This is a genomic window from Actinomycetospora sp. CA-101289 (genome assembly GCF_050955895.1).
In the GTDB taxonomy this organism is placed as follows: domain Bacteria; phylum Actinomycetota; class Actinomycetes; order Mycobacteriales; family Pseudonocardiaceae; genus Actinomycetospora.
This window is the reverse complement of the sequence record NZ_CP192093.1, coordinates 2458697-2481841: the sequence shown is the minus strand read 5'-3', so window position 1 is coordinate 2481841 and position 23145 is coordinate 2458697. Positions and strand designations below refer to the sequence as shown.

Annotated in this window: 22 protein-coding genes and 2 pseudogenes; 13 read left to right on the top strand and 11 right to left on the bottom strand. The window is 76.3% G+C overall.

All coding sequences use genetic code 11. The features are described from left to right. Positions 1-8: 8 nt before the first annotated feature. Positions 9-1298 (bottom strand): alpha/beta hydrolase fold domain-containing protein, encoded by a 1290-nt coding sequence (locus ACQPX6_RS12380; RefSeq protein WP_433787616.1) that lies wholly within the window; start codon positions 1296-1298, stop codon positions 9-11. Between the two features lie 99 nt (positions 1299-1397). Here ACQPX6_RS12380 and ACQPX6_RS12375 point away from each other — a divergent pair, with 99 nt between their 5' ends. Both ACQPX6_RS12375 and ACQPX6_RS12370 read left to right on the top strand, forming a co-directional pair. After that, a complete protein-coding gene (locus ACQPX6_RS12375; protein ID WP_433787615.1) occupies positions 1398-2615 on the top strand; it encodes a PucR family transcriptional regulator in 1218 nt (405 codons plus the stop codon). A 173-nt stretch (positions 2616-2788) separates the two neighbouring features. Beyond that, positions 2789-3271, top strand: a pseudogene (locus ACQPX6_RS12370) (ABC transporter ATP-binding protein); the annotation flags it as partial. A 110-nt stretch (positions 3272-3381) separates the two neighbouring features. On the opposite strand, the pseudogene ACQPX6_RS12365 reads toward ACQPX6_RS12370, so the two are convergent. From ACQPX6_RS12365 to ACQPX6_RS12350, 4 genes and pseudogenes are all read right to left on the bottom strand, one after another. Further along, a pseudogene (locus ACQPX6_RS12365) lies at positions 3382-3679 on the bottom strand (ABC transporter ATP-binding protein); the annotation flags it as partial. A gap of 632 nt (positions 3680-4311) precedes the next feature. After that, positions 4312-5472, bottom strand: a complete 1161-nt coding sequence (locus ACQPX6_RS12360) for a fatty acid desaturase family protein (protein WP_433788252.1) — start codon at positions 5470-5472, stop codon at positions 4312-4314. Between the two features lie 263 nt (positions 5473-5735). Then, the gene (locus ACQPX6_RS12355) at positions 5736-6914 is read right to left on the bottom strand and encodes an iron-containing alcohol dehydrogenase family protein (protein ID WP_433787614.1); all 1179 of its coding nucleotides are present in this window, start codon (positions 6912-6914) and stop codon (positions 5736-5738) included. 36 nt (positions 6915-6950) lie between these two features. Continuing rightward, entirely contained in the window at positions 6951-8036 is a 1086-nt protein-coding gene (locus tag ACQPX6_RS12350; protein ID WP_433787613.1) for a mandelate racemase/muconate lactonizing enzyme family protein, read from the bottom strand. Positions 8037-8107: 71 nt separating this feature from the next. On the opposite strand from ACQPX6_RS12350, the gene ACQPX6_RS12345 reads away from it, so the two are divergent. Together ACQPX6_RS12345 and ACQPX6_RS12340 are read left to right on the top strand one after the other, a co-directional pair. Next, positions 8108-8575 (top strand): hypothetical protein, encoded by a 468-nt coding sequence (locus tag ACQPX6_RS12345; protein WP_433787612.1) that lies wholly within the window; start codon positions 8108-8110, stop codon positions 8573-8575. Continuing rightward, positions 8572-9285 (top strand): IclR family transcriptional regulator, encoded by a 714-nt coding sequence (locus ACQPX6_RS12340; protein WP_433787611.1) that lies wholly within the window; start codon positions 8572-8574, stop codon positions 9283-9285. The genes ACQPX6_RS12345 and ACQPX6_RS12340 overlap by 4 nt, the downstream gene beginning before the upstream one ends. Before the next feature lie 32 nt (positions 9286-9317). Here the strand turns inward: ACQPX6_RS12340 and ACQPX6_RS12335 are convergent, their stop codons facing one another. Further along, positions 9318-10508, bottom strand: coding sequence for an MFS transporter (locus tag ACQPX6_RS12335; RefSeq protein WP_433787610.1), 1191 nt, complete (start codon positions 10506-10508; stop codon positions 9318-9320). A 109-nt stretch (positions 10509-10617) separates the two neighbouring features. Further along, complete coding sequence (locus ACQPX6_RS12330; protein ID WP_433787609.1) at positions 10618-11175, bottom strand: MOSC domain-containing protein; 558 nt, start codon at positions 11173-11175, stop codon at positions 10618-10620. Between the two features lie 34 nt (positions 11176-11209). Between ACQPX6_RS12330 and ACQPX6_RS12325 the strand changes: the two genes are divergently transcribed. From ACQPX6_RS12325 to ACQPX6_RS12295, 7 genes are all read left to right on the top strand, one after another. Further along, positions 11210-12313: an N-acetylglucosamine-6-phosphate deacetylase gene (locus tag ACQPX6_RS12325; protein ID WP_433787608.1), complete on the top strand. Its 1104-nt coding sequence runs from the start codon at positions 11210-11212 to the stop codon at positions 12311-12313. A 137-nt stretch (positions 12314-12450) separates the two neighbouring features. Next, positions 12451-13701, top strand: a complete 1251-nt coding sequence (locus tag ACQPX6_RS12320) for a glycosyltransferase (protein ID WP_433787607.1) — start codon at positions 12451-12453, stop codon at positions 13699-13701. Between the two features lie 28 nt (positions 13702-13729). After that, entirely contained in the window at positions 13730-13909 is a 180-nt protein-coding gene (locus ACQPX6_RS12315) for a hypothetical protein (protein WP_433787606.1), read from the top strand. A gap of 5 nt (positions 13910-13914) precedes the next feature. Then, positions 13915-14751: a polysaccharide deacetylase family protein gene (locus ACQPX6_RS12310; RefSeq protein WP_433787605.1), complete on the top strand. Its 837-nt coding sequence runs from the start codon at positions 13915-13917 to the stop codon at positions 14749-14751. Then, positions 14748-16241, top strand: a complete 1494-nt coding sequence (locus ACQPX6_RS12305) for a lanthionine synthetase LanC family protein (RefSeq protein ID WP_433787603.1) — start codon at positions 14748-14750, stop codon at positions 16239-16241. The genes ACQPX6_RS12310 and ACQPX6_RS12305 overlap by 4 nt, the downstream gene beginning before the upstream one ends. Before the next feature lie 111 nt (positions 16242-16352). Continuing rightward, positions 16353-17327 (top strand): hypothetical protein, encoded by a 975-nt coding sequence (locus ACQPX6_RS12300; RefSeq protein ID WP_433787602.1) that lies wholly within the window; start codon positions 16353-16355, stop codon positions 17325-17327. 32 nt (positions 17328-17359) lie between these two features. After that, the gene (locus tag ACQPX6_RS12295) at positions 17360-18196 is read left to right on the top strand and encodes a hypothetical protein (protein ID WP_433787600.1); all 837 of its coding nucleotides are present in this window, start codon (positions 17360-17362) and stop codon (positions 18194-18196) included. On the opposite strand, the gene ACQPX6_RS12290 is transcribed toward ACQPX6_RS12295, so the two are convergent. Beyond that, on the bottom strand, positions 18186-18854 hold the full coding sequence (locus tag ACQPX6_RS12290) for a maleylpyruvate isomerase family mycothiol-dependent enzyme (RefSeq protein WP_433787599.1): 669 nt from the start codon (positions 18852-18854) through the stop codon (positions 18186-18188). The genes ACQPX6_RS12295 and ACQPX6_RS12290 overlap by 11 nt on opposite strands. A gap of 161 nt (positions 18855-19015) precedes the next feature. On the opposite strand from ACQPX6_RS12290, the gene ACQPX6_RS12285 reads away from it, so the two are divergent. Next, entirely contained in the window at positions 19016-19504 is a 489-nt protein-coding gene (locus tag ACQPX6_RS12285; RefSeq protein WP_433787598.1) for a MarR family winged helix-turn-helix transcriptional regulator, read from the top strand. Positions 19505-19511: 7 nt separating this feature from the next. Here ACQPX6_RS12285 and ACQPX6_RS12280 read toward each other — a convergent pair whose 3' ends face one another. After that, entirely contained in the window at positions 19512-19772 is a 261-nt protein-coding gene (locus ACQPX6_RS12280; protein WP_433787597.1) for a hypothetical protein, read from the bottom strand. A 27-nt stretch (positions 19773-19799) separates the two neighbouring features. Beyond that, entirely contained in the window at positions 19800-21362 is a 1563-nt protein-coding gene (locus tag ACQPX6_RS12275) for an MFS transporter (protein ID WP_433787595.1), read from the bottom strand. A 133-nt stretch (positions 21363-21495) separates the two neighbouring features. Between ACQPX6_RS12275 and ACQPX6_RS12270 the strand changes: the two genes are divergently transcribed. Then, a complete protein-coding gene (locus ACQPX6_RS12270; RefSeq protein WP_433787594.1) occupies positions 21496-22134 on the top strand; it encodes a VOC family protein in 639 nt (212 codons plus the stop codon). 12 nt (positions 22135-22146) lie between these two features. Here ACQPX6_RS12270 and ACQPX6_RS12265 read toward each other — a convergent pair whose 3' ends face one another. Further along, on the bottom strand, positions 22147-22947 hold the full coding sequence (locus tag ACQPX6_RS12265) for a GAF and ANTAR domain-containing protein (protein WP_433787593.1): 801 nt from the start codon (positions 22945-22947) through the stop codon (positions 22147-22149). Positions 22948-23145: the final 198 nt, after the last annotated feature.

Here is a 23145-nt window from a genome sequence, read left to right as displayed (position 1 = left end):
CACCGAGCCTATCGAGCGTTCGCGAGTGCCGGATCCGGCCGGGCCGCCGCGTCCTCGGCCCCGGGCCCCCGCACGCCGCGGCCCACGACCGTCTCCAGGAACGCCGCGATCGCCCGCACCGCGGCGAGCGTGCGGGCGGTGGGCACGAGGTCGAAGCCGTGCTGGGCGTGCGCGAGCTCGGCGTGCACCACCGGGGCGTGCGACACCGCCCGCAGCCGCGCGACGAAGGCGGCGCTCTGGGCGGGCACGACGATCGCGTCGCCGGTGCCGTGCAGCACCATGAACGGCGGGGCGCCGGGGTGCACGCGTGCCGCCGGTGACGCGGCGACGTAGGGGTGGGCGTCCTCGTCCAGCGCCGTGGGCATCATCGTCTCGGCCAGCAGCTCGTCGAGCGTGCCGCTGCCGTCGTCGCTGGTCAGGTCGTAGATCCCGTAGAGGCAGACCGCGGCGGCCACCGAGGTGTCGACGTCGGCGAACCCGGGCTGCCACGCGCCGGGGGTCAGCGCCGCCAGCGCCGCGAGGTGGGCGCCGGACGAGCCGCCGGTGATCGCGATGCGGTCCGGGTCGCCGCCGTGCTCGCCGATGTGGGCGCGGGTCCAGGCCAGCGCCCGCTTGACGTCGACGATCTGCGCCGGCCAGCGCTCGGCGGGGCCCAGGCGGTAGTCGACGCTGACGCACACCCAGCCGCGGCCCACCATCGCCGCCATCAGCGGGTGCGCGTCCGCGGCCTTGCTGCCCGACGACCAGGCGCCGCCGTGGATCTGCAGCAGCACGGGCGCGCGCGCGTCGCGGGGCAGGGCGGGGTGGCGCCAGACGTCGAGCACGTTGGCGGGGTCCGGCCCGTACGCGACGTCGCGGGCCGTCGCGTAGCGGCGGCGGGCGAGCACCGCGCGCAGGATCCGGCGCAGGACCCGGCCCCGAGCGGGCAGCTCCAGGGGCCCGAGCTCGGCGCGCAGGGCGTCGGTGAGCCCCTCGGCGTCGGCGCGGGCGCGGCGGTCGAGCCCCAGCAGCACGGCCACCGCGACGGCCGTCGCGCCGAGCCCGACGCGGCCGGCCGGGTGGCGCCAGGCCCCGCGGCCCGCCGCGTCCGCCGCGGCCGCGCCGGCGAGCAGGGCGGTGGCGCGCGGGACCTCGGTGGCCGTGGCGGACAGCAGGCTGCCGAGCAGGGCGGCCGGCCAGCGCCGCGTCACCGGCCGCAGGCCCGAGGCGGCCACCAGCACCGACAGCCCGCCCACCACCAGCGCGGGCCCCGCCCCCGGCGCCCGCAGCGCCGCGAGCAGGGCACGTGGGATCCGCACCCCGTCATCATCTCTCCTGCGGTGACCCGGCCGCGCGGTCCCGGGGCCGGTGAGTCGCCTCCACCCCCGGCGCCGTCGGTTCCTGCCACACTGGACGCCGTGAGCGACGGGCTGTGCGAGGCGGCGGAGGACGCGCCCCGGCCCCATCCGTGGGCCGCGGTGCCGGCGACCGCGCGCGAGCGTCTCGAGGCCGTCGTCCTCGACGCGGGCGACGAGATCATCAAGACGGTGCGCGCCGAGGTCGCCGAGTACGCGCTGTCGATGGACGGCGAGTTCGGCCGCCGCCTGCGCCTGGGCGTGTCGGTGGCCCTCGACCAGTTCCTCGACCTGCTCGGCACCGACGCGGCGCTGCCCGACACCCGGGTCTACTTCGAGCTCGGGCGCGTTGAGCACCGCCACGGCCGGACCATGGACGCGCTGCAGAGCGCCTACCGCATCGGCTCGCGGGTGCTCTGGCGGCGCATCGCGGCGTCGGGCGACGACCACGGCCTCGAGCCCGACGCGATCTTCCGGCTCGCCGAGGCCCTCTTCGCCTACATCGAGCAGCTCGCCGCCGCCTCGGTGTCGGGCTACGCCTACGAGCAGTCGCTGGCCGCCGGCTCACGCCAGGCCCGCCAGCACGCGCTGGTCGAGCGCCTGTGCCGGGCACCCGCGCCCGAGGCCGCGGAGTTCGAGGCGCTGGCGCGGGAGGCCGGCTGGCCGGTGCCGAAGTCCGTGGCCGCCCTCGTGCTGGCCGAGGAGTCGCTGGGCACCGTGTGCCGGCGCCTGCCCCCCGATGTCGCGGCGTCCGTGGTCGACCGCGTCGGCGTCCTGTTCGTGCCCGACCCCGACGGGCCGGGACGCGCCGACGCGCTCGCCGACGCACTGCGCGGCACCGACGGGCTCCTGGGGCCGACCGTCGCGCCCGACCAGGTCACGCGCACCGTCACCCGCGCGCGGGCGGCGTGGGCGCTGCACCTCGAGGGCCAGCTGCCGGGCGAGGGCCTCGTGCGCAGCGAGGACCACCTGCTCGTGCTCCTCCTGCACGCCGACGTCACGCTCACCGCCGACCTCGTGGCCCAGCGGCTCGAGCCCCTGCGGCGCATGACCGCCGCCGCCCGCGACCGCGCGGTGACGACGCTGACGGCCTGGCTCGACGCGCACGGCGACGTGGGCGAGGCTGCCACGCGCCTGCACGTGCACCCGCAGACGGTCCGCTACCGCCTCGCGCGGCTCAAGGAGGCGTTCGCCGGGGTGCTCGACGACCCCGTCGGGCGCCTCGAGGTCGCCCTCGCGCTGCGTGCCGGGGGTGCGGCCGCGACGCTCGCGGAGAGCTGAGCTCTTCCGGACACCCGGCGCGCCTCCTCCGGTCGGCGTAGGTTCGTCCTCCTCGACGAGACGCCGCCCCGGTCCCCGGCGACGCCTGCACCACGGAGGCGTCCGGCCCGGTCGGCCGGCGCTCCCCCACCCGGACCTCCCGCCCCCTCCCGGGGACCCGAGTTCTCTCGCCGGTGTCGACGGCCCGCGCCGGTTCCGGCGCGGCCGGTGCGGTGGTCGGAGGACACGTGGCGGGGCTCGAGGTCGGGATCAAGAACCTCAGCAAGTCGTTCGGCAAGGCCAACATCTGGAACGACGTCACCCTGACGCTGCCCGCCGGGGAGATCTCGGCGCTGCTCGGGCCGTCCGGGACGGGCAAGTCGGTGCTGCTCAAGTCCATCATCGGGCTGCTCAAGCCGGAGAAGGGCTCGATCTTCATCCAGGACACCGACCTGGTGCGGTGCTCGGAGTCGAAGCTCTACGAGATCCGCAAGCTCTTCGGGGTGCTCTTCCAGGACGGCGCGCTGTTCGGGTCGATGAACCTGCAGGACAACATCGCCTTCCCGCTGCGCGAGCACACCCGCAAGGGCGAGAAGGAGATCCGCGACATCGTCATGGAGAAGCTCGAGCTGGTGGGGCTGTCCGGCGCGGAGGACAAGCTGCCGGGCGAGATCTCCGGCGGCATGAAGAAGCGCGCCGGGCTCGCGCGGGCGCTGGTGCTCGACCCCGAGATCATCCAACGACTCCTCGGAGTCCGCCGAGCCGCCCTTCTTCTTCAGCTCGGCCATCTCGGCCTCCATCTGGCCGGAGTCCTTCTCCTCGCTCATCCCGATCGGCCCGATCCGCCGGCCCTGCAGGAACTGCTGCACCGCCGGCTCCTCCGAGGTCAGCAGCACCTCGCGCGGGCCGAACATGATGAGGTTGCGGCGGAACAGCATCCCGATGTTGTCGGGCATCGAGCGCGCCGTGCCCAGGTGGTGGGTCACCACGAGGATGGTGGCGTCGAGCTGGGTGTTGAGGTCGACCAGGAGCTGGTTGAGGTACGCGGTGCGCACCGGGTCGAGCCCGGAGTCGGGCTCGTCGACCACATCGACCCGCAGATCGACCCCACCGAAGGGCTCGGCGACCGCCCCGCGGTGCAGCGCCGCAAGGACCGGGTGATGCAGGTGCTGCACACGCTGCCGGAGAAGGCGCAGACCGCGATCCTCGAGTCGCTGACCGCCGACGACATGGAGCGCTACGGCATCTCGAAGGACCAGGACCGCACCGAGCTGATCGAGATCACCCGCGACCGGCCGCCGGAAGATGCCGACCCGTTCGGGAACCGGGCGATGAGCGAGAGCGACACCGGGTCGATGACCGAGGCGAGCCCGTCGGACGACGGCGCGGCCGGCTCCGAGGACCCCGACGGCGACCCGGCGGCCCGCGCGGCGCCCCCCGCGCCGCCGGAGAGCGACGACCCCCTCATCGGCGTGCCGGCCGACGACTACGCCGGCGGCACGGTCGTGCTGCCGCAGGCCGGAGAGCACACGAACGACCGGGACTCGTCGGAGGAGTCCTCGGAGGACTCCGGGGGTTCAGCGCCCGCCGAGGAACCGGCGCCGACCGAAGACTTCGCGCCGACGGACGAGGTCGCCGGGACGGACGACCCTCCCGGCGACCTGCCCGCGTCGGCGGGGCGTTTCCGGCGCGTGCTGCACCGGATGGCGCACTGAGGTCAGGCAGCCGCGGGCGCCACGGCGCCCTGGGTGCCCACGCTCTCGGCGCGGCGGCGACCGAAGGGCAGGGCGCGCAGGCGGCGCTTGCTCAGCGTCTTGTGGCCGCCGGGGAACGACAGGCGCGCGATCTTGGCGAGCACGCCGCCGTACTGCTTCCACATGGGGCCGGCGTGGTAGGGCAGGCCGTAGCGGCGGCACAGGTCCCGGATCTCCGGGGCGATCGTGCGGTAGCGCCGCGAGGGCATGTCCGGGAAGAGGTGGTGCTCGATCTGGTGCGACAGGTTCCCGGTCATGATGTGCAGCAGGACCGAGCCCTCGATGTTCGCCGAGCCCAGCATCTGCCGCACGTACCACTCGGCCTGCGACTCGTTGTCGAGCCGCTCCTCGGAGAAGGTCTCGACCTCCACGGGGAAGTGGCCGCAGAAGATCACGGCGTGCGACCAGATGTTGCGGACCAGGTTGGCCACCAGTCCACCCACCGCGGCGGGGACGAACGAGGGGCCCGACAGCGCCGGGAACACCACGAAGTCCTTGAGCGCCTGCTTGCCGGCCTTGCGCCCCATCGCCTTGAGCTCGGGGAGCTTGTCCTTCCACGTCTTCTCGCCGCGCTGGATCTCGTCCAGTTCGAGGTCGAAGGCCGCGATACCCCACTCGAAGATCATGGCGAGGCCGGCGTTGGTGACGGTCTGGACCAGGTACAGCGGGTGCCACGGCTGGTCGGGGTCGACCCGCAGCACGTTGTAGCCGATGTCGCGGTCCTTGCCGTGCACGTTGGTGTAGGTGTGGTGCAGGTAGTTGTGCGTCTGCTGCCAGCTCTTGGCCGTCGACACGTGGTCCCACTCCCACGTGGTGGAGTGGATCTCCGGGTCGCGCATCCAGTCCCACTGCCCGTGCAGGACGTTGTGCCCGATCTCCATGTTCTCGAGGATCTTGGCCAGCGCGAGCGACGCGGTGCCGGCGACGAAGGCCGGGGGGAACAGCGCGCCGAGCAGCAGGACGCGTCCCGCCGCCTCGAGGCCGCGCTGCGTGCGGATGACACGGCGGATGTAGCGCGCGTCGTCGTCGCCCAGCGAGGACATGACGCGCTCGCGGATCGCCTGCAGCTCGGTGCCGAGCCGGTCGATGTCCGCGGCGGTCAGGTGCTCGGTCGACGGCGTGATGTGGGCCGTGCTGGCGCCCGGGCGTCCGGGGCCGGTCGGCGTCTTCGCCTCGTTGATGCGGGTGATGTGCTCGGGGATGGTGACGTCGAGTGCGGTCACGGGGCCTCCTGGAGAGTCAGGGAGCGGCGCGAGCGCCCGTCGGGCCCGCTGCTGATCTCCCTCGACGGTAGGCAGGTCGTGCGCGACGGGCTACGCGCCCAGCGAGGAGTCGACGACCGAATCTGTTGCATGACCACAAGTCTCGGGGGCGTTCCCCCAGGTGCTCAGCAGTGTGCGAGCAGGTCCGTGACCTCGGCCACCGACGACGGGTGGCGCGGTGCGTTGCGGGTCACCGGGTCGGCCAGGGCCGTGCGCGCCAGCGCCTCGTGCTGGGCCGGCCCGGCGCCCAGGTCGGCGAGCCCGACCCGCGTCCCGACCTGCTCGAGCAGGTCGGAGAGCGCGTCGGGCAGCGCGGCCGCGGACGTCAGGCCCGTGGCCTCGGCGGCGCGCCCCCATCCCGCGGGCTCCGCGTCGAGCGACCAGCCGACGACCTCGGGCAGCACCGCGGCCAGCGCCAGCCCGTGCACCGCGCCGGTGTGCAGGCTCAGGGCGTGCGCGAGCCCGTGCACCAGGCCGAGGCCGCTGCGCGTGAGCGCCTGCCCGGCGAGGTGCGCGGCGACGAGCATCTCGGCCCGCGCGCGGGCATCGCCACCGTCCGCGACGGCGGTCGGCAGCCACGCCCAGGCGCGCCGGACGGCCTCGGCGGCGAAGGCCTCGGACACGGGGTCGCGCCCCCGCGAGGCCAGCGACTCGATGCCGTGCACCAGGGCGTCGACGCCGGTGGTCGCGGTCGGCCGGGCGGGCAGGCCGTGGGTGAGCTCGGGGTCGAGCACCGCGACCCGGGGCACGACGCTGACGTCGCCGCAGTAGACCTTCTGCCGGGTCGTCGGGTCCTCGAGCACGCCGAACCCGTTGGTCTCCGCCCCCGTGCCCGCCGTGGTGGGCACGGCGACGACCGGCAGCCCGGCCCCCGGCGCGGCGCCGGCGCCGTCGGCCCGGGCGCCCGGGGTGGGCGCGAGCAGGGCGATGCCCTTGGCCGCGTCCAGGCTGGACCCGCCCCCGACGGCGAGCACGGCGTCGACGCCCAGCGCGTAGGCCTGCGCGGCGGCGTCCTCGACGAGCGCGACCGACGGGTTGCCGGTGACGGCGTCGTAGACCTCGACGGCGAGCCCGGCCGCGCCGACGGGGGCGGCGACCGCGTCGACCACCCCCGCCGCGCGCAGCCCGGCGTCGGTCACCACGAGCACCCGCCGCACGCCGAGCCCGGCGAGGTGGCCGGGGATGCGGGCCACCGCGCCGGGCCCGCAGTCGACCACCGGGCCGGGCCCGGACAGGAAGGTGCCGGCCGCGACCCCGGCGCAGGGGGACGTCGTCACGGGTCTCGCGGCGTTCGTCCCGGTCACGGCTCCTCCTGGTGCAGCGTCTGTGGGGCCCGCCGGTCAGGCGAGCACGGCGCCCAGCCCGGGAGCGTCGGGCACCACGAGCATGCCGTCGGGGTCGGGGCGCAGGGGCTCGGCCAGCAGGAAGTCGCGCCGCTCGGGCGTCCAGCCGCCGGCCGGGTCGTCGGGGAACTCCAGGTACGGGCCGGCGCCGACCCCCGCCGCCACGTGCAGGTTCGCGAGCAGGCCGAGGCCGTTGGTCCAGGTGTGCGGAGTGAAGCGGCGGTGGCGCGCACGGACGGCCTCGGCGAGCTGGCGGGCGCGCGTCATGCCCAGCGCGAGCACCACGTCGGCCTGGTACACGTCCAGCGCGTCGGCCTCGACGAGCGCGAGCGTCTGCGGCAGCGAGTCGAGCATCTCCCCCGCCGCGATCCGCAGCCCCGGGTTGTCGGCGCGCAGCAGGCGGTGGCCCTCGGCGTCGGCGTAGGGCAGCGGTTCCTCGACCCACGCGACGTCGTACTCGGCGAGGCGGCGCACGACCCGGCGGACGTCGGCGAGCTCGAGGGGCTCGGTGACGTCGCCGGGCATCCGCCAGGCCTGGTTGAGATCGACCATGACGTCCAGGCGGTCGCCGACGGCCCCGCGCACCGCGGCGACGGCGGCGACGCCCTGGTCGAGCCGGCGCGGGTGCGCGCGGATCTTCACCGCGCGGATGCCCTCGTCGAGCAGCCGGTGGGCGTCCTCGGCACGGCGGGCGGGCGGCTGCTCGGAGCACCAGGAGGCGTAGACGGGCAGGCGGTCGGTGACCCCGCCGAACAACGTGGCCACGGGCAGGCCGGCGACCTGCCCGACGACGTCCCACAGCGCGGCCTCGAGCGGCCAGAACCGGCCGGCGTGGAAGCCGACGGACTCGATGCGGCGCACCTGCAGCTCGGTGGCCAGCGGGTCGCTGCCGAGGAACAGCTCGCGGTACGCGTCGAAGCCCGCCATGGTGTCGCCCGAGCCGACGCCGACCACGCCCTCGTCGGTCTCGACGCGCACGACCACGGCCTCGAAGCGGGTCCGGGGCTCCGGGTCCCACGCCGCGTGACACGGCGGGTCGAGCACCGTCTCGCGGTGCTCGAGCCGGATGTCGGTGATCTTCACGGGCCGCCTGTCGCCGGGGTCGGACGGCGAGAGTGCAGCGCGGGGTGCGGGCGTGGGCAACAATCCGTGCGGTGAGCGCAAACCCGCTGGTGGGCACGGCCCTGCTCGGCGTCCACCTGGCCGCGGTGTGGTTCTGCGCGGGCCTGGTCTGGGTCGTCCAGCTGCTGGTCTACCCGGGATTCGCGGCCCTCGTCGGATCCCTGGGGACCGGTCCCGACTGGGCGACCGTCCACGCGCGCCACACGCGGCTCATGGGCCTGCTCGTCACCGGGCCCTGGGCGCTGCAGGGGCTGACCTGCGCGGTGCTGCTGGTGTGGCGCCCGCCCGGGGTGCCGCTGGTGGCGGCGCTGGCGGCCGGGGTGTGCGGGGCGGTGACGGTGGTCGTCACCGTCGCGGTCTCGGTGCCGTGCCACCAGCGCCTGGCGCACGGCTGGGACCCGGCGGTGCACGCCCGGCTGGTGCGCACCAACTGGTGGCGCACGGCGGCGTGGACGCTCGGTGGCGGGGTGGCGCTGGCGATGCTGCTGCTGGCGTCGTGAGACGCCCGCGATCGGCCGGGCTGCTCCGCGACACCGAGCTGCTCGACGCGCTGGCCTCGCCCGAGGCTCGCCCGGCCGGGCTCGGGGTGGTCCGGCTGGCCGAGCTCACCGCGCGCGGGCCGAGCCAGGTGTCGCGGGCGCTCGCGGCGCTGGAGGACGAGGGGCTCGTCGAGCGCGACCCGGCGAGCCGGCGCTACGCGCTGGGCTGGCGTCTCTACGCGCTCGCGGTCCGCACCACCGAGGCGCGCCTGGTGGGCACGGCGGGGCCCGCCCTCATCGCCCTGGCCGCCCGGACCGGCGAGAACGCCCACCTCTGCCGCCTGCACGGGACCCGCGTGGCGACGGTGCTCACCGCCGAGCCCGGGGGCCGCGCGCGGCTGCGCTTCGACGTCGACGACGTCCCGGCCGCGACCACCTCGACCGGCCGGGTGCTGCTCAGCGAGCGCGACCCGGGCGACGCGCGGGCCGCCGGCGCCGACCCGGGGGTGCTGGCGCGCGTGCGCCGGGCCGGGCACGCGGTGGTGGACGGCGAGTTCGACCCCGCGCTGGCGGGCGCCGCCGCCCCGGTGCGCGGGCCCCACGGCGGGATCGTCGCCGCGCTGACCGTGTCGGGGCCCGCGACGCGCCTCCGTCCGCGCCTCGCCGACCACGCCGCCGCGACCGCCGCCACCGCGGCCGACCTCTCGGCGGCGCTGGCGTCCCCTACGTGAGCGATCTTTGGCCCTATAGCCCCAAGGATCGCTCACGTACGGGGCAGGGACCAGACGACCAGGCCGACGAGGGCGAGGGCGCCGCCGAGGACGCAGACGCCCGTCCACCCGGCCGCCGGGTAGACCACCGACGTGGCCGCCGACGCGAGCGTGCCGCCCAGGAACGCCGAGGTCATGAATGCCGTGGTCACACGGCTGCGCGCCTGCGGGGCCAGCGCGTAGATGACGCTCTGGTGGCTGATCTGCAGGCTCTGCTGCGCGAGGTCCAGCACGACGACGCCGGCGATCAGCGCCACGAGCGACGCCCCGCCGAGCCCGAGCAGCCCCCAGCTACCCGCGAGCACGAGCAGCCCGAGGGTGACGACGAGCCGGCCGTGCCCGCGGTCGGCGAGCTTGCCGGCCAGCGGCGCGGCGGCCGCCCCGGCGAGGCCCGCGAGCCCGAAGAGCCCGATCACCGCGGGGCCGTAGCCGTACGGCGGGGCGGAGAGCAGGAAGTCGACCGCGGTCCACAGGATCGTGAAGCAGCCCATGCCCACCGCGGCCAGCGCCATCCGGCGCCGCAGCTCGGGCTCGCGGCGCACCAGCCCCAGCACCGAGCGCAGCAGCCGCGGGTAGCTCGACGACTCCGTGGGCGCGACCACCGGCAGCCCCACCCGGACGACCACCGCGAGCAGCACCATCACCCCGGCCGCGACCCCGAACACCCAGCGCCAACCACCGGCCTCGGCCACGAACCCGGCGACGGTGCGGGCGCCGAGGATGCCGACGAGCAGCCCGCTCATCACCGTGCCCACGACCTGCCCGCGCTCGTGGTCGCCGGCCAGCGACGCGGCCAGCGGCACCGCGATCTGCGCGACCGCCGAGGTCACGCCGACCAGCGCCACCGCGCCCGCGAGCAGCCCGAACCCGGGCGCCGCCGCCGCCAGCGCGAGCACCACGGCCGACGCCAGCAGCAGCACCGTGACGAGGCGGCGGCGCTCGAGCAGGTCGCCGAGCGGGACGAGCAGCGCCAGCGACGCCGCGTAGCCGATCTGCGAGGCGGTGACGAGCAGGCCCGCGGTGCCGTCGCCGACGCCGAACGCCTGGCCGATCGTGTGCAGCAGCGGCTGGGCGTAGTAGATGTTCGCGACCGCCGCCCCGCACACCACCGCGAGCAGCAGCGTCCGGGCGCGCCCGATACCGGAGGCAGGCGCGGCCGGGTCGGTCGAGGTCTCGGCGGTCACCGTCCGACGGTGCCCGCGCCACCCGGGCCCGCACGCGCGGTCGAGACCGATCCCACCGTCGCCTGCCCGGTTTGTGCGCACTTTCCGCCTTCATGGAGGCGGAGAGTGCTCACGTGGGGAGGCGGCGGCGCGGGAGCCCGGCGCGGCTCGGGTCCAGCAGCTCCTCGCCGTCCGCGACGGTCACGGTCGCCGGCCCCACCCGCAGCGTCCCCGAGCCCAGCGCCGCGCACCGCACCCCGGCGCGGCCCCGCAGCGCGGCGTGCGCGCCCGGGGCGAGCGCCACGTCCAGCCACGCGCAGGGCGCCGCCGGCCGGCCGCCGCCCAGGCGCACCGGCCCGTCGCCGGAGTCGAGCGCGAACTCCCGGCCCCGCAGCGCCTCGACGTCCAGCCCGCGGGTGACGATCGTGCGGCGCGCCGCGGCCGGGTCGACGGGCGGGACGCCGAGCTCCGCGGCGACGGCCTCGAGCGCCTCCACCGCGAGCACCGTCACCGCCGCCTCCCGGTGCGCGGCATGGCCGGCGTAGCGGTCGCCGACCACCCCGTACCCCGCCCGGACCTCGATCGCCGACGGCGTGTGCGTCGCCACCGGTGCGGGACCGTCGGCGGGACGCCCGTCCCAGGCGTGGCCGGGGGAGACCACGAAACCCACGATCTCGATCCCGATCACCCCGCCCAGGCTAGGCGCGCTCCACACTGGGCCGGTGCGGCTGGGCGTCTCCGGGGCGGTGGTCGACGGGGCGTGGTGCCCCGGCGACGTCGCGGTCGACGACGGGCGGGTCACCGACGTCGGCCTCCCGCCCGCGCGCGGCGACCTGGTCGCGGTGCCCGGGCTCGTCGACCTCCTCTGCCACGGCTACGCGGGCGTCGACCTCGCGAGCGCGGACGCCGACGGGATCGCCGCCCTGCGCACCGCGGTCGCCCGCGACGGCACCACGGCCCTCTGCCCCTCGCTGCTCACCGACGACCCCGATCGCACGGTCGCCGCGCTGGGCCGGCTGGACACGGCCCGCCGTACCGGGCACGCGGGCGCCCACCTCCTCGGCGCCCACCTCGAGGGCCCGTTCCTCGCCCCCACCCGCCTCGGCACCCACCCGCCCGCGCACCGCCGCGACCCGGACCCCGCCCTGCTCGCCCGCCTGCTCGACGCCGGCCGGGTCGACGTCGTCACCCTGGCCCCCGAGCTCCCCGGCGCCGACGCGCTCGTCGCCACGCTCCGTGCGCGCGGCGTCGTCGTCTCCGCCGGCCACAGCGACGCCGACGCGGCCGCCGCGCACGCCGCCGTCGACCGCGGCGTCACCGCGGTCACCCACCTGCACAACGCCATGAGCGGCCTGGACCACCGCGCGCCGGGCCTCGCCGCCGTCGCCCTCACCCGCCCCGAGGTGGTCGCGACCGTGATCGGCGACGGCCACCACGTCGCGGTCGAGATGCTGCGCCTGCTCGCCGCCGCGGCGCCCGGACGGTGGGCCCTGGTCACCGACGCGACCGCGGCCGCCGGGATGCCCGACGGCCCGTACCGCCTGGCCGGGGTCCCGGTGACCCTGGCCGACGGGGCGGTGCGCAACGCCGACGGCGGCCTGGCCGGGGCCGCGGCACCGCTGCTCCGGGGCGTGCGGACCGCGGTGGACGCGGGCGTCGGGCTCGTCACGGCGGTCGGGGCCGCGACCGCGGTGCCGGCGCGCCTGCTCGGCCGGCCCGACCTCGGCCGGCTGCGTCCCGGCGGCCCGGCCGACGTGGTCCTCCTGGACGCCGACCTCACCGTCACCCGGGTGCTGGTCGGCGGCCGGCCGGTGGGAGGTGAGTGACGCTCCGGCGTCGGTCGCCACATCCCTTTTCTCACGATGGTGTAACGAAATGCGATCTGTGTACGGTATGCCGCATGTGCCCCGTTCCGAACGGGTGACGGGCACGCCGATCGGGGCGCGACGCAGGGCGAGGTGACGTGGCAACCAGGCAGGACGTGCGGGACGGGCCGTCGCCCCTCCACACCCCCAGGTCGTCGCTCACCTTCGGGCCCAACCCGGCGCCCACCCCGGCCCCGGCGCGCCGCTCGCACGACCCCGACTCCCCCACGATCCGGCTGCGCGCCCACCGGCCGACGGCGCCGCGCACCCCGGCCAAGCGCGCCCCGGCCACCGCCGTCACCACCGCGACCGTGCTGGTGCCCGCGCACGACGAGGAGGTCGGGATCGCGGCGACGATCGAGGGCCTGCTCGCGCAGGAGTCCCCGGACTGGCTGCGGATCGCCGGCATCGTGGTCGTCGCCAACAACTGCTCCGACCGCACCGCCGAGATCGCGCGCCGCTACCCCGTCACGGTCCTCGAGATGGAGCGCAACCCGGACAAGAAGGCCGGCGCGCTCAACCACGGCTGGCGCGAGGTCTGCCGCGGCACCGAGGCCGCCGACCTCGTCCTGACCATGGACGCCGACACCGTCCTGCAGCCCGACACCGTCGCCGCGATGGCCGCCGAGCTGCGCGGCAACGCCGTCCTCGGCGCGGTCTGCGCGCGGTACTGGGCGACGGCGGGCCGCGGGCTGGTGTGGCGGCTGCAGCGCCTCGAGTACGCCCGGTACGACGACCTGCGCGACCTTCGCGGCTGGCGCGTCTCGGTGGCCAGCGGTGCCGCCGCGATGTACCGGGCCGGCGCGCTCGAGCAGGTCGCCGCGGCCCGCGAGGCCGGCGAGCCCTGGGACGGCGCGTCGCTCATCGAGGACTACGCGCTGACCCTGGAGCTCAAGGCCCGCGGCTGGCGCGTCGCCGCCGCCCGGCACGCCCACGTCCACACCACGCCGCCCGCCACGTTCCGCGAACTCTGGCAGCAGCGCCTGCGCTGGGGCCGCGGCGGCATGGACGAGGTGCTCAAGCGCGGCTGGTCGACCGCCACGCGCACCGACTGCCTGTCCTACCTGCTCTTCGCGTTCAGCGTGTTCTTCCGCGTGCTGTTCCTCGCGATGCTCACGCTGATGATCGTCTACGAGGTCCCGTTCCGGTACGCGCTGTACGGCCTGATCCCGTTGTGGGTGATGTGGCTGGAGCGGGTGACGTCGATGTGGCGGGTGCCCGACCGGGGCTGGCGCGACGTCGTGCTGGTCGCGGTCCTGCTGGTGGAGGACGTCTACGGCTTCTTCCTGGAGTTGTGCGCGGTGGTCGCGTCCTGGCGGTGTCTGAACGCCCGCCGCCAGGCCTGGTGACGAGATCGAGAGGGGACGGAGCGCAGGGATGTACGGCGAGCACTCGATGTACCTCACGAGCGTGGTCGGCGGCGGGAGCACCGGCCTCGCGCTGGCCGCGACCACGGGCATCAACACGATGGCCGCGATGTTGATGGCGGTGACGGTGCTGTTCACGGTGATGTTGCTCGTGCGGATCGTGCGCCGCGGCGCCCGCCTCCGTCGCTGAGCCGCGTGTCCTTCGACGACCGGCGTCGCAACGTCCGCTCGCTGATCTTCTTCCTCGTGGCCCTGCTGGCCACCGTCGTGGCGTCGTTCGCCGGCTCCTTCGCCGGCGCCGCCGGCCGCGCCGACGGTCCGGCCCCGGTGGCCGGGCCGCGCTACACCCCCACCGCGGCCGACCTGGCCCTGCCGCCGACGCCCGGCCCCGCGCGCGGTCCCCGCATCGCCCTGACGTTCGACGACGGCCCGTCGCCGCAGCTCACGCCGTACATCCTCGACGTGCTGGCCGCCAAGCGGGTGCCCGCCACCTTCTTCCTGCAGGGCGACCACTCGGCGGCGAACCCGGACCTCGTGCGGCGCCTGCACGCCGAGGGCCACGTCGTCGCCAACCACGCCTGGGACCACCCCTGGTTCCCGGACCTGACGCCCCAGGAGGCCGAGGTCGAGATCGAGCGCACGAACCAGGTGCTCACCGAGATCACCGGCGCGCGGCCCACGCTCTTCCGCTACCCCTTCGGCCAGCCCTCCCCCGCGGGCGACGCGGCGCTGGCCCGGCTGGGCATGTCGGGCGGGGTGCACTGGAAGTGGTCGTCGAACCGGCCCGGCGACTTCCAGTGCCCGGGCGCCGACGCGCTCGTCGACTACGTCCTGACCGAGGCCGTCGACCAGGCGATGATCCTGCTCCACGACGCCGGCGACGTGGTGGGCTGCCCGCCCGCCCAGCTCGACTACCTGCCGCGCGCCATCGACGCCCTGCGCGCCCGCGGCGCCACCTTCGGCGTCGTCGCGCCGGCCGCGGCCCCGTCGCCGGTGAACGCGGGATCGCGCGCCGCCGTGGTCGCCCGGTGACGGCCCGAGTGAGGGCGGTCCTCGTGCTGCTCGCCGCCCTCCTGCTGGCCGCGGGCTGCTCGCGGGCCCCGGCGGCCGAGCCGGTCGCGCTCGCCGGGCCCGGCGGCGGCCCCGACCCCGTGTTCGGCGACCGGCTCGTCGCCGACGCCGTCCCCGACCCGCTCGGCCCCGACGGCCCGACCGGCGCCCGGGCGTGGACGAGCGCGATCCAGGCCCCGCACCGCCAGACCGACCGCGACGTCGGCGCCGCCGGCATCGCCCACGGACTGATGGCGCTCGCCGCGGCGACGCCCGACCCGGCGGTGCGGGCGCGCCACCTCGCCGGGGCCCGCGCCGCCGGCGACTTCCTCGTCGGGGCCGCGCGCGGCGGCCGGGTCCCCGACTACGTCGACGCCGACGGCCCGGCGGCGCGCGCCTACACCTCGTTCGACGACGGCGCGGCGGGGATCGCCGAGGTCCTCTGGCGCCTCGGCGACGTCACCGGCGACGACCGCTACCGCGCCGCGTCCCGGGCGGCGATCGGCTGGGTGGTCGGCCGCGCCGAGGGCGTCGACGGCGTGGCGTGCCCGCGGATGTGCCGCTGGGCGTGGGTCGACGACGGCGGCGCGGGCCCGCCCTCGTACCGGCACGGGATGGGCGAGGGCCAGGCCGGCATCGTCTACGCGCTGAGCGTGCTGGCCGAGCGCTCGGGCGACCCGGTGCTGGCCGCGCACGCCGCGGGCGGCGCGGCGTACCTCTCCAGCCGCCTCGACGCCGACGGCGGCCTTCCCGAGCGCGCCGACGAGCCCCGCCGCAACACCGGCTTCCTGTCCGGCACCGCGGGCGCGGCCTTCGCGTTCCTGCGGATGTACCAGGCCACGGGCGACGAGCGGTGGCGCCGCGACGCGGAGTCCGCGCTCGGCTTCCTCGACCGCACCGCCCAGCCCGCCGGGCGCGGCCTGACCTGGCCGATCCTGCTCGGCGCGGGCCCCGACCCGCTGACCCCGGACAACACGAACCGCGCGACGGGCATGGAGGAGGGCGCGGCGGGCATCGGCTGGGTGTCGCTGCAGGCGCACGCGATGCTCGGCGGCGAGCGCCACCTCGAGCGGGCGCGCGCCGCGGGCCGCTGGCTCGTCGACGTCGCCCTCGACGAGCCGATCGGGCGCGCATGGGCCGAGTACGAGGGCAGCCGTACGGTGCACACCGCCACCAACAGCGGGGCGGCGGGCACCGGCTGGTTCCTCGACACGCTCGGCCGCGTCACCGGCGAGGAGGAGTTCTCCGCTGCCGCCCTCGACGCCCGGGCGTGGCTGCTCGCCGTCGCGACGCCCGAGCACCGTTTCGGCGCGACCCGCCAGGGCGGCACGTGGACGCTCGGCGGCGAGCCGTCGTGGCACTGGGGCTCCGCGGGCGTCATCGCGTTCCTCGCGCGGATGCAGGGCGGGCCGGTCGACAGCCCCGCCATGCAGGAGGTCCTCGTGCCGTTGGAGCAGCAGGCGGGCGGGTAGCGCTCCGGGAAATACTTCCCGAACGGGCACGGCCGGGGACGCTTCCCCCACGGTTGACTCGGAGTCACCGGCGGACGTGCGCCGGGTGACCTCGACCCCCGCGGAGGTGTGGTGAGCGCTCCCCTGACCTGGCCGCGCCTCGCGGGGCTGGGCACGCTCGGCCTGCTGCTGCTCGTGTGGATCGCGTCCGGCTCCTTCGTGCTAGGGCTGCTCGTCGTCGTCCTCGTCGCCGGCACCGCCGGTCTGGCGTGGGTGTTCGTCGGCTGGAGCGGCCGCCCGTCGCGCGGGACCGCGGACCCGTCGGCCGTGCTCGGCGCCCTGCCGACCACCGACCTCACCCCGCCGTCGACCGGAGCCCGGGTCCGGCGGACGCTGCGCCGCCTGCTCGGCCGCCCCTGGGTGCAGGGCGACGGCCTGGTCCGCGCGGCCGCCCGGCGCCTCGCGTCCGAGGAGTCGCTGGTGTGGACCCCGCGCGGGCAGCGCGTCGCCGCCCCGCACCTGTGGGTCGAGCTCAACCCCGACGACCTCGCCGACGTCGCCGCCCGCTGGCCGCTCGAGGTGCTCGCCGACGAGCTGCTCGGCGGCTACCTCGAGCACGCCCGTGACTCCGGCGCGCGCCGCACGGCCGAGCGCACGTTCCTGCACCTGCTGGCGGGCCGCGACGTCCCCGTCGGCCGCGTGGTCGTCACCGCCGCGTTCTCGCGGCCGCCGTCCGACCCGGTGGTGACGGCGTCGGCGACCGAGCCGACCCCGTCGTCGCTGGCCCCTCCTGAAGCAGTACGCCAGGCGCCGCACGCCCTGCACGTGCGCGGCCCGGCACGACCGGGGGCAGCCGGTCGGCCGGGGCCCGTTCCGCCACCACCTCGGCCGGCTCCGGCGCGGGGGCCGGCCGGGGTACCCCGGGACTTCGTCGGGGGGTCCCGGGGTAGCAGTGGCGGAGATGCTGGTGCCGGTGGCGGCACCGCGGTGGTCGAAAGGCCGACGACGCTCGCCCGGACGCTGAGGCGCTTCACCCCGAGGACGGCACCGGTGCGCGGCGTATCGTGGCGTCGCCCGGCGGACCGCCCCCGGGACGGGAGCGGCTGACGCAGCTCCCGGCAGCCGCCCCGGGAGGTGACGTGACGCGACCCGCCGCCCGTCCGGCCCGTCCGGCGGCGCGCCCGTTGTCGCGTCCCGGGGGGCCGAACCTGCCGGCCGGTGGCCTCGCCGTGCTCGACGTCCGTTCCGAGCGCACGCAGTCGGTGCCGTGGGGCGACCGCATCACGATCGGCCGCGGCGACCGCGGCGCGGGCGTCGCCCGCCACGTGGCCGTCCCCGACGACCGCGTGTCCCGGCTCGCAGCCGAGATCGAGGTGCGCGACGACGCCTACCTGATCATCAACCGGCAGCGGCACGGCGGCCTGCTGACCCTGTTCGTGCCCGGGGTGCCGGGCAAGGACCGCATCCGCGTCGGCAACGGGCTCCTGGTCCGCGACGACCGCTCCTCGCTGGGCCTGTGGTTCCCGGACGGCCAGGAGCTGACGCTGGCGCTGCTGCGCTTCGCCCCCGTGGCGGGCGCGGGCGCCGGAACGAGCGGCGACCTCGCCGAGCGCACGGTCGACACCTCGCTGCCCACCGCGGAGACGTGGTGGTCGGTGCTGGTCGCCGCCTGCGGGCCGACGATCATCGCGGCCGCCACGGCCGGGCCCGGGAGCACGCCGCGCGACGTCCACGGCGACGCCGACCAGATCGCCGAGTGGCACCGCGCCGAGGGCCGTCCCGCGCCCAGCCCGAAGACCCAGAGCGAGGCGTTCCGGCACGCGCAGCGCTGGCTGCGGGGCCTGCGGCTCAACGACAAGACCCGCGGCTGGCGCGTCGCGGTCGTCGAGCAGGTCATCCACCTGCGGCTCGTCACGCTCGACGACGTCCGGCTGCTGTTCCCGAGCCAGGTGCCGGCCTCGGTCGCTACTCGCTGAGGTCGCGCTCCGGCAGGGCGCCGAGCAGCGCGAAGGCCTCGAGGTGGGGCGTCACGTCGCCGCGCACCGTCCACGCGCGCAGCTGGGCCGTGGAGCGGCGCGTGACCAGCGCGCGGGCGAGGTCGAAGTCCGAGGCCCGCAGCTCGACCGCCGCGTCGGCCGGGTCGCCCGCCGAGCCCCAGGACCATGTCTCGCCCACGAGGGCGATCGGCGGGAGCGCCGGGTCCAGGCGCGCGGCGAAGCGGCCGGCGAACCGGTCGCGCATCGCGGCCATCGCCGGCGTGTCCCGCCCGCCGGGCTCCCCCAGGGCGCCGCGGAGGTCCTGCTCGTGGATCACCACGTCGCCGAGCGGGCGCGTCCCGTGCTCGGCCATCCACGCCCGCAGGGGCTCGGCGACCTCCTGCCACTCGGCCACCAGGGCGTCGACGTCCCGGTCGCGCCGGGCCTCGACCTGCCGCTGCGTCCAGGTGGCGTGGTGGTCGTCCGGTTCGTCGCCCGCGAGCACGTCGGCGCCGAGGCCCACCATGTGCGACAGGAGGTCACGCACCGTCCATTCCGGGCAGGCGGGCACGGTGGTCGCCGCCCGTGCGGCCGGCAGGCCCGTCACCAGGGCGATCACCCGTTGCTGGGCACGGGTCCACTCCGCGATCTCGTCCACGGGCGCGAAGCGTGCCACCCTGGCGACGGCTGGGTGGCGAAGCACTGCGTTGAGGGGCTAGAACCAACCGAACGTCCGGTGGTCCGGAACGGACGACCGCTCAGCGGGAGAGGGCGCGCCACAACGAGTTGTGTATCACTTGGTTGTGTCACAGTAGATGGATGTCACGCGAGGGGGACGCGACGAACACGGAAATTGGTCCGGGCACGCCCGAGGTCATCAGTCGAGCCCCGGGCTACCTCGCCCGGCGGCTGCACCAGGCGTACACGGCGGCGTGGAGCCGCCGGGTGGACCCGGTGCTCACCGGGCCGCAGTACGCGGTGCTGGCGACGGTCGAGGCCCATCCCCGCCTCGACCAGGGGTCGCTGGCGCACACCGTGGCCCTCGACCGCTCCACCATGGCCGACGTCTGCCGGCGTCTCGAGGAGCGGGGCCTCATCGAGCGCACGCAGGCACCGGCCGACGGCCGCCGCAAGCTGCTCGGGCTCACCGACGAGGGCCGCACGGCGCTCGCCCGCGTGCACGCGCGGGTCAGCGCGCTCGAGGACGAGCTCATGGCCGAGCACGCGGCGTGCGCCGAGCGGCTGATCGCCGACCTCGACGCCCTCTCCCGCCGGTGGGAGACCGTCGCGACGGGCCCGCCGGCCTGAGCTCGGGTCAGGCCGCGGGGGCGGCCGGGTCGGGAGCCTCGGTGGCCGTGGTCGCCGCCTGGCGCTGGGCCCGCATGAGCAGCAGTCCCACGCCGACCACCACCGTCGCCGCCAGCGCCACCGTGAAGATCGCCCAGGGGACGAACGCGCCCGAGGCCAGGGCGAAGAGGAAGAAGTACACGGTGATCAGCCCGTAGATCACGGCCTGCGCGCGGTACAGGATGCGGTTGCGATCGGTGTCGCGCGGCGGCCACGGGAAGCCCGACATGGCGAGCACGGTACGCGGCGCGCCCGGTCACGCCGCCGCGGGCGCCGGGATGCGCTCGGCGTCGGCCTCGACGTCCGGGACGGTGGCCGGGGCGGCGGCCGTCACCGGGACGCGGTCGAAGGCGACCAGGGCGAGGGCGGCCAGGACGGCGAACACCACCGCGCCGGCGGTGGCCGCGGCCCCGAGCCCCGTGGTGAACGCCGACTCCACGGCGTCGAGCACGGCGGGCGGGGGGCCGGCGGCCACCGCCTCGGTGAGCCCCGTCCGGGCCGCCTCCGCGAGGGGGGTCGGCGTCCCGGGCGGGAGCACGAGGGAACCGCGGTAGACGGCGGTGGCGAGGCTGCCCAGCGTCGCGACGCCGAGCGCGATCCCCAGCTCACCGCTGGTCTCGGACAGCGCGCCGGCCGAGCCGGCCTTCTCCTCGGGCACGGAGCCGACGAGCAGGTCGGTGCCCAGCGCGACCGGCAGCGCGATGCCGACGCTGGCGAGCAGGAACCCGCCGAGCAGGACCACGGTCCCGCCGCCCGCCCCGGCGCCCAGCAGCCCGACGACCGCCAGCCCCATGGCACCGATCACCAGCCCGGCGGCCATCACGCGCGCGGGGCGGATCGTGCGCACGAGGCGCGGGGCGAGCAGCGACGCGACGACCATCGCCGCCTGCAGCGGGGCGAGCACCAGGCCGACGGTGAGCACCGAGAGCCCGGCGACGAGCTGCAGCCAGAGCGTGAGCAGCAGGAACGTTCCGGCCATGACGACCCCGCCACCGAGCCCGATGGCCAGCGCCCCGGCCGGCGCGCGGTGGCGGAACAGGCTGAGGTCGAGCAGCGGGTCGTCCAGGTGGAGCTGGCGGCGCACGAAGAGCACGCCGATGCCGAGGCCCAGGGCCAGCGCGGCGACCCCGCCGGGGTGCACGCCGTCGGCCGCGAGCGCCTTGAGCCCGTGCACCACGGGCAGCACGGCGCCGAGCGACAGCGCGACGCTGGCGAGGTCGAGGCGACCGGCGCCGGTGTCGCGCGACTCGGGCAGCAGCACCGGCCCGAGCACGAGCAGCAGCACCATCACCGGCACGCCCATGAGGAAGGCCGCGCCCCACCAGAACGTCTCGAGCAGCACGCCGCCGACCAGCGGGCCGACGGTCATCCCACCCATGAAACAGCTCATCCAGATGGAGATCGCCGTCCCGCGGGCCCGCGGGTCGGGGAACATCGTGCGGATGAGGCCCAGCGTCGAGGGCATCAGCGTGGCGCCGGCGACGCCGAGCAGCGCGCGGGTCGCGATGAGCATCCCGGCGCTGGTGGAGAACGCCGCGGCGATCGACGCCACGCCGAACGCTGCGCCGCCGATCAGCAGCAGGCGGCGGCGTCCGATGCGGTCGCCGAGCGTGCCCATCGTGACGAGGAAGCCCGCGATCATGAAGCCGTAGACGTCCATGGCCCACAGCTGGGCCGTCGGGCCCAGGCCGAGGTCGGCGGACAGGGCCGGCAGCGCCAGGTAGAGCACGCTCATGTCGAGCGAGAGCAGCAGCGTCGGCAGCGCCAGCACGGCGAGCCCGATCCACGCGCGACGTTCCGAGGTCACGGTCGGTGCCATCACGGCCTCCTCCGGAGTGGGTTGACCCGTGACGCTAGCAGGATCGGTATCTACCAACAACAATGCAGTATTGTTTTCGTACTCATTGCCCTCGGTACCGTCTCCCCGACCCGCCGCCGTCCCCGGGAGTGCCGTGCCGCCGACGCCCGCCGTCGACCACCTCGTCGTCGCCACCACCGACCTCGCCCACGGCGTGCCGGCCCTCGCCGAGCAGCTCGGCGTCCCGCTCGCCGAGGGCGGCCGCCACGTCGCGTTCGGGACCCACAACGCGCTGCTCGCCCTCGGCGGCAGCACCTACCTCGAGCTCATCGCCGTCGACCCGGACGCGCCGCCGCCGGGACGGCCGCGCTGGTTCGGCCTCGACACCGACGCCGTGCGGTCCCGCCTCGCGGACGGCCCGCGGCTGCTGCACTGGGTCGCCCGCCCGACGGCCCTGCCGCCCGACCTGGACGACCACGGCGAGCGCCTGCGCCTGCGTCGCGGCGACCTGGCGTGGGCGGTGACGGTGCCGGCCGACGGGTCGCTGCCCGGCGACGGGAGCGGCCTCGTGCCGACGCTCATCGCGTGGGACGGCGCGCACCCCACCGACACCCTCCCCGACGCCGGCGTGCGCCTCGAGCGGCTGGTGTTCGCCGGTCCGCACGCCCCCGAGCTGCGCCGCCGCCTCGCCGGGCTCGGCCTCGCAGGGTGCGTCACCGTCGCCGACGGGCCTCCGGTGCTGCGCGCGGAGCTGCGCACGCCCCACGGTGCGGTGGTGCTGGACGGTGGGTGAGGCCGGTGCGGGTCAGTGCTCCTCGTGCTCGGGCGGCACGATGTCGGCGGCCGCCACCTCGGGCAGCGGCGGGCCGTCGGTGTTGCGGCGCGGCTGCCGTCGGTTGGCCTCGTTCGCGAGCCATCGGGCGACGTCGACGAGCTTGAGGTTGGTGCTCTGCGACGACTCGACGAGCAGCCGGAACGCCTCGGACTCGTCCACCCCGAAGCGCTCCATGAGGATGCCCTTGGCCTGCCCGATGACGTCGCGGCTGTCGACGGCCTTGCCGAGGTGCTCGGCCTGCTCGCTGCCGTGCAGGAGCACCGCCGCCTGCACGCCGAACAGACCGGCCGTGACGCGCGCGTCGCGGTCGAAGACGTGGGGCTCGGGGGCGTAGAGGTTCAGTGCGGCCCGCATCCGCCCGCCGCTCGCGAGCTGGATGGAGAGCATCGACCGGTAGCCCGAGTCCACCGCCGCCGGCGCGAACCGCGGCCACCGCTCCGCGTCGGGCCCGGCGAGGTCCTCGGCCATGACGACACCGTCGTCGGCGGGCTCCTCGAGCGCCGTGATGCAGGGCCCCTCGTGCAGCTCGCCCTGCAGGCGGTCGAGCTCGGAGATGTCGCGGCTGGTGGGGTTGTGGGAGCCGACGACGCCGTCCTCGGCCACCGAGATGCCGCCGGCCGTCGCGCCGGGCACCGTCTCGACCGCCGCCACGACGATCTCCGAGAGCGTCTGCTGCAGGTCCCGGATGCTGTGCTGTTCCAGCAGCTGCTGCGCGGCTCTGCGCAGCGCCACGACGAGCTGCTCGGACTGGCCCGGGTGCAACGCAGTCATCCCCCACTTCGCGGTCGCGACGAGACGCGAGGGCGGCACCGTGCGGACGTCCCGCGCCGTCGGCCGTCGGACGCGCGCGCTCACCCGCGCCCGGAGCACGGGCGGGGAGCCACAGCGGACGGACCGGACGAGCGCAGAGCCTCCGCGGGCCGCACCCCGATCACGAAGCGGCCGTCTGTTCGACCGCGGCGCGCAGAG

What these genes read in the sequence shown, in the direction of transcription:
- ACQPX6_RS12315 (WP_433787606.1), top strand. Translation starts at nt 13,730, where the DNA reads ATGTACGGCGAGCACTCGATGTACCTCACGAGCGTGGTCGGCGGCGGG.
- ACQPX6_RS12285 (WP_433787598.1), top strand. Translation starts at nt 19,016, where the DNA reads ATGTCACGCGAGGGGGACGCGACGAACACGGAAATTGGTCCGGGCACG.
- ACQPX6_RS12280 (WP_433787597.1), bottom strand. Translation starts at nt 19,772, where the DNA reads ATGTCGGGCTTCCCGTGGCCGCCGCGCGACACCGATCGCAACCGCATC.
- ACQPX6_RS12275 (WP_433787595.1), bottom strand. Translation starts at nt 21,362, where the DNA reads ATGGCACCGACCGTGACCTCGGAACGTCGCGCGTGGATCGGGCTCGCC.
- ACQPX6_RS12265 (WP_433787593.1), bottom strand. Translation starts at nt 22,947, where the DNA reads ATGACTGCGTTGCACCCGGGCCAGTCCGAGCAGCTCGTCGTGGCGCTG.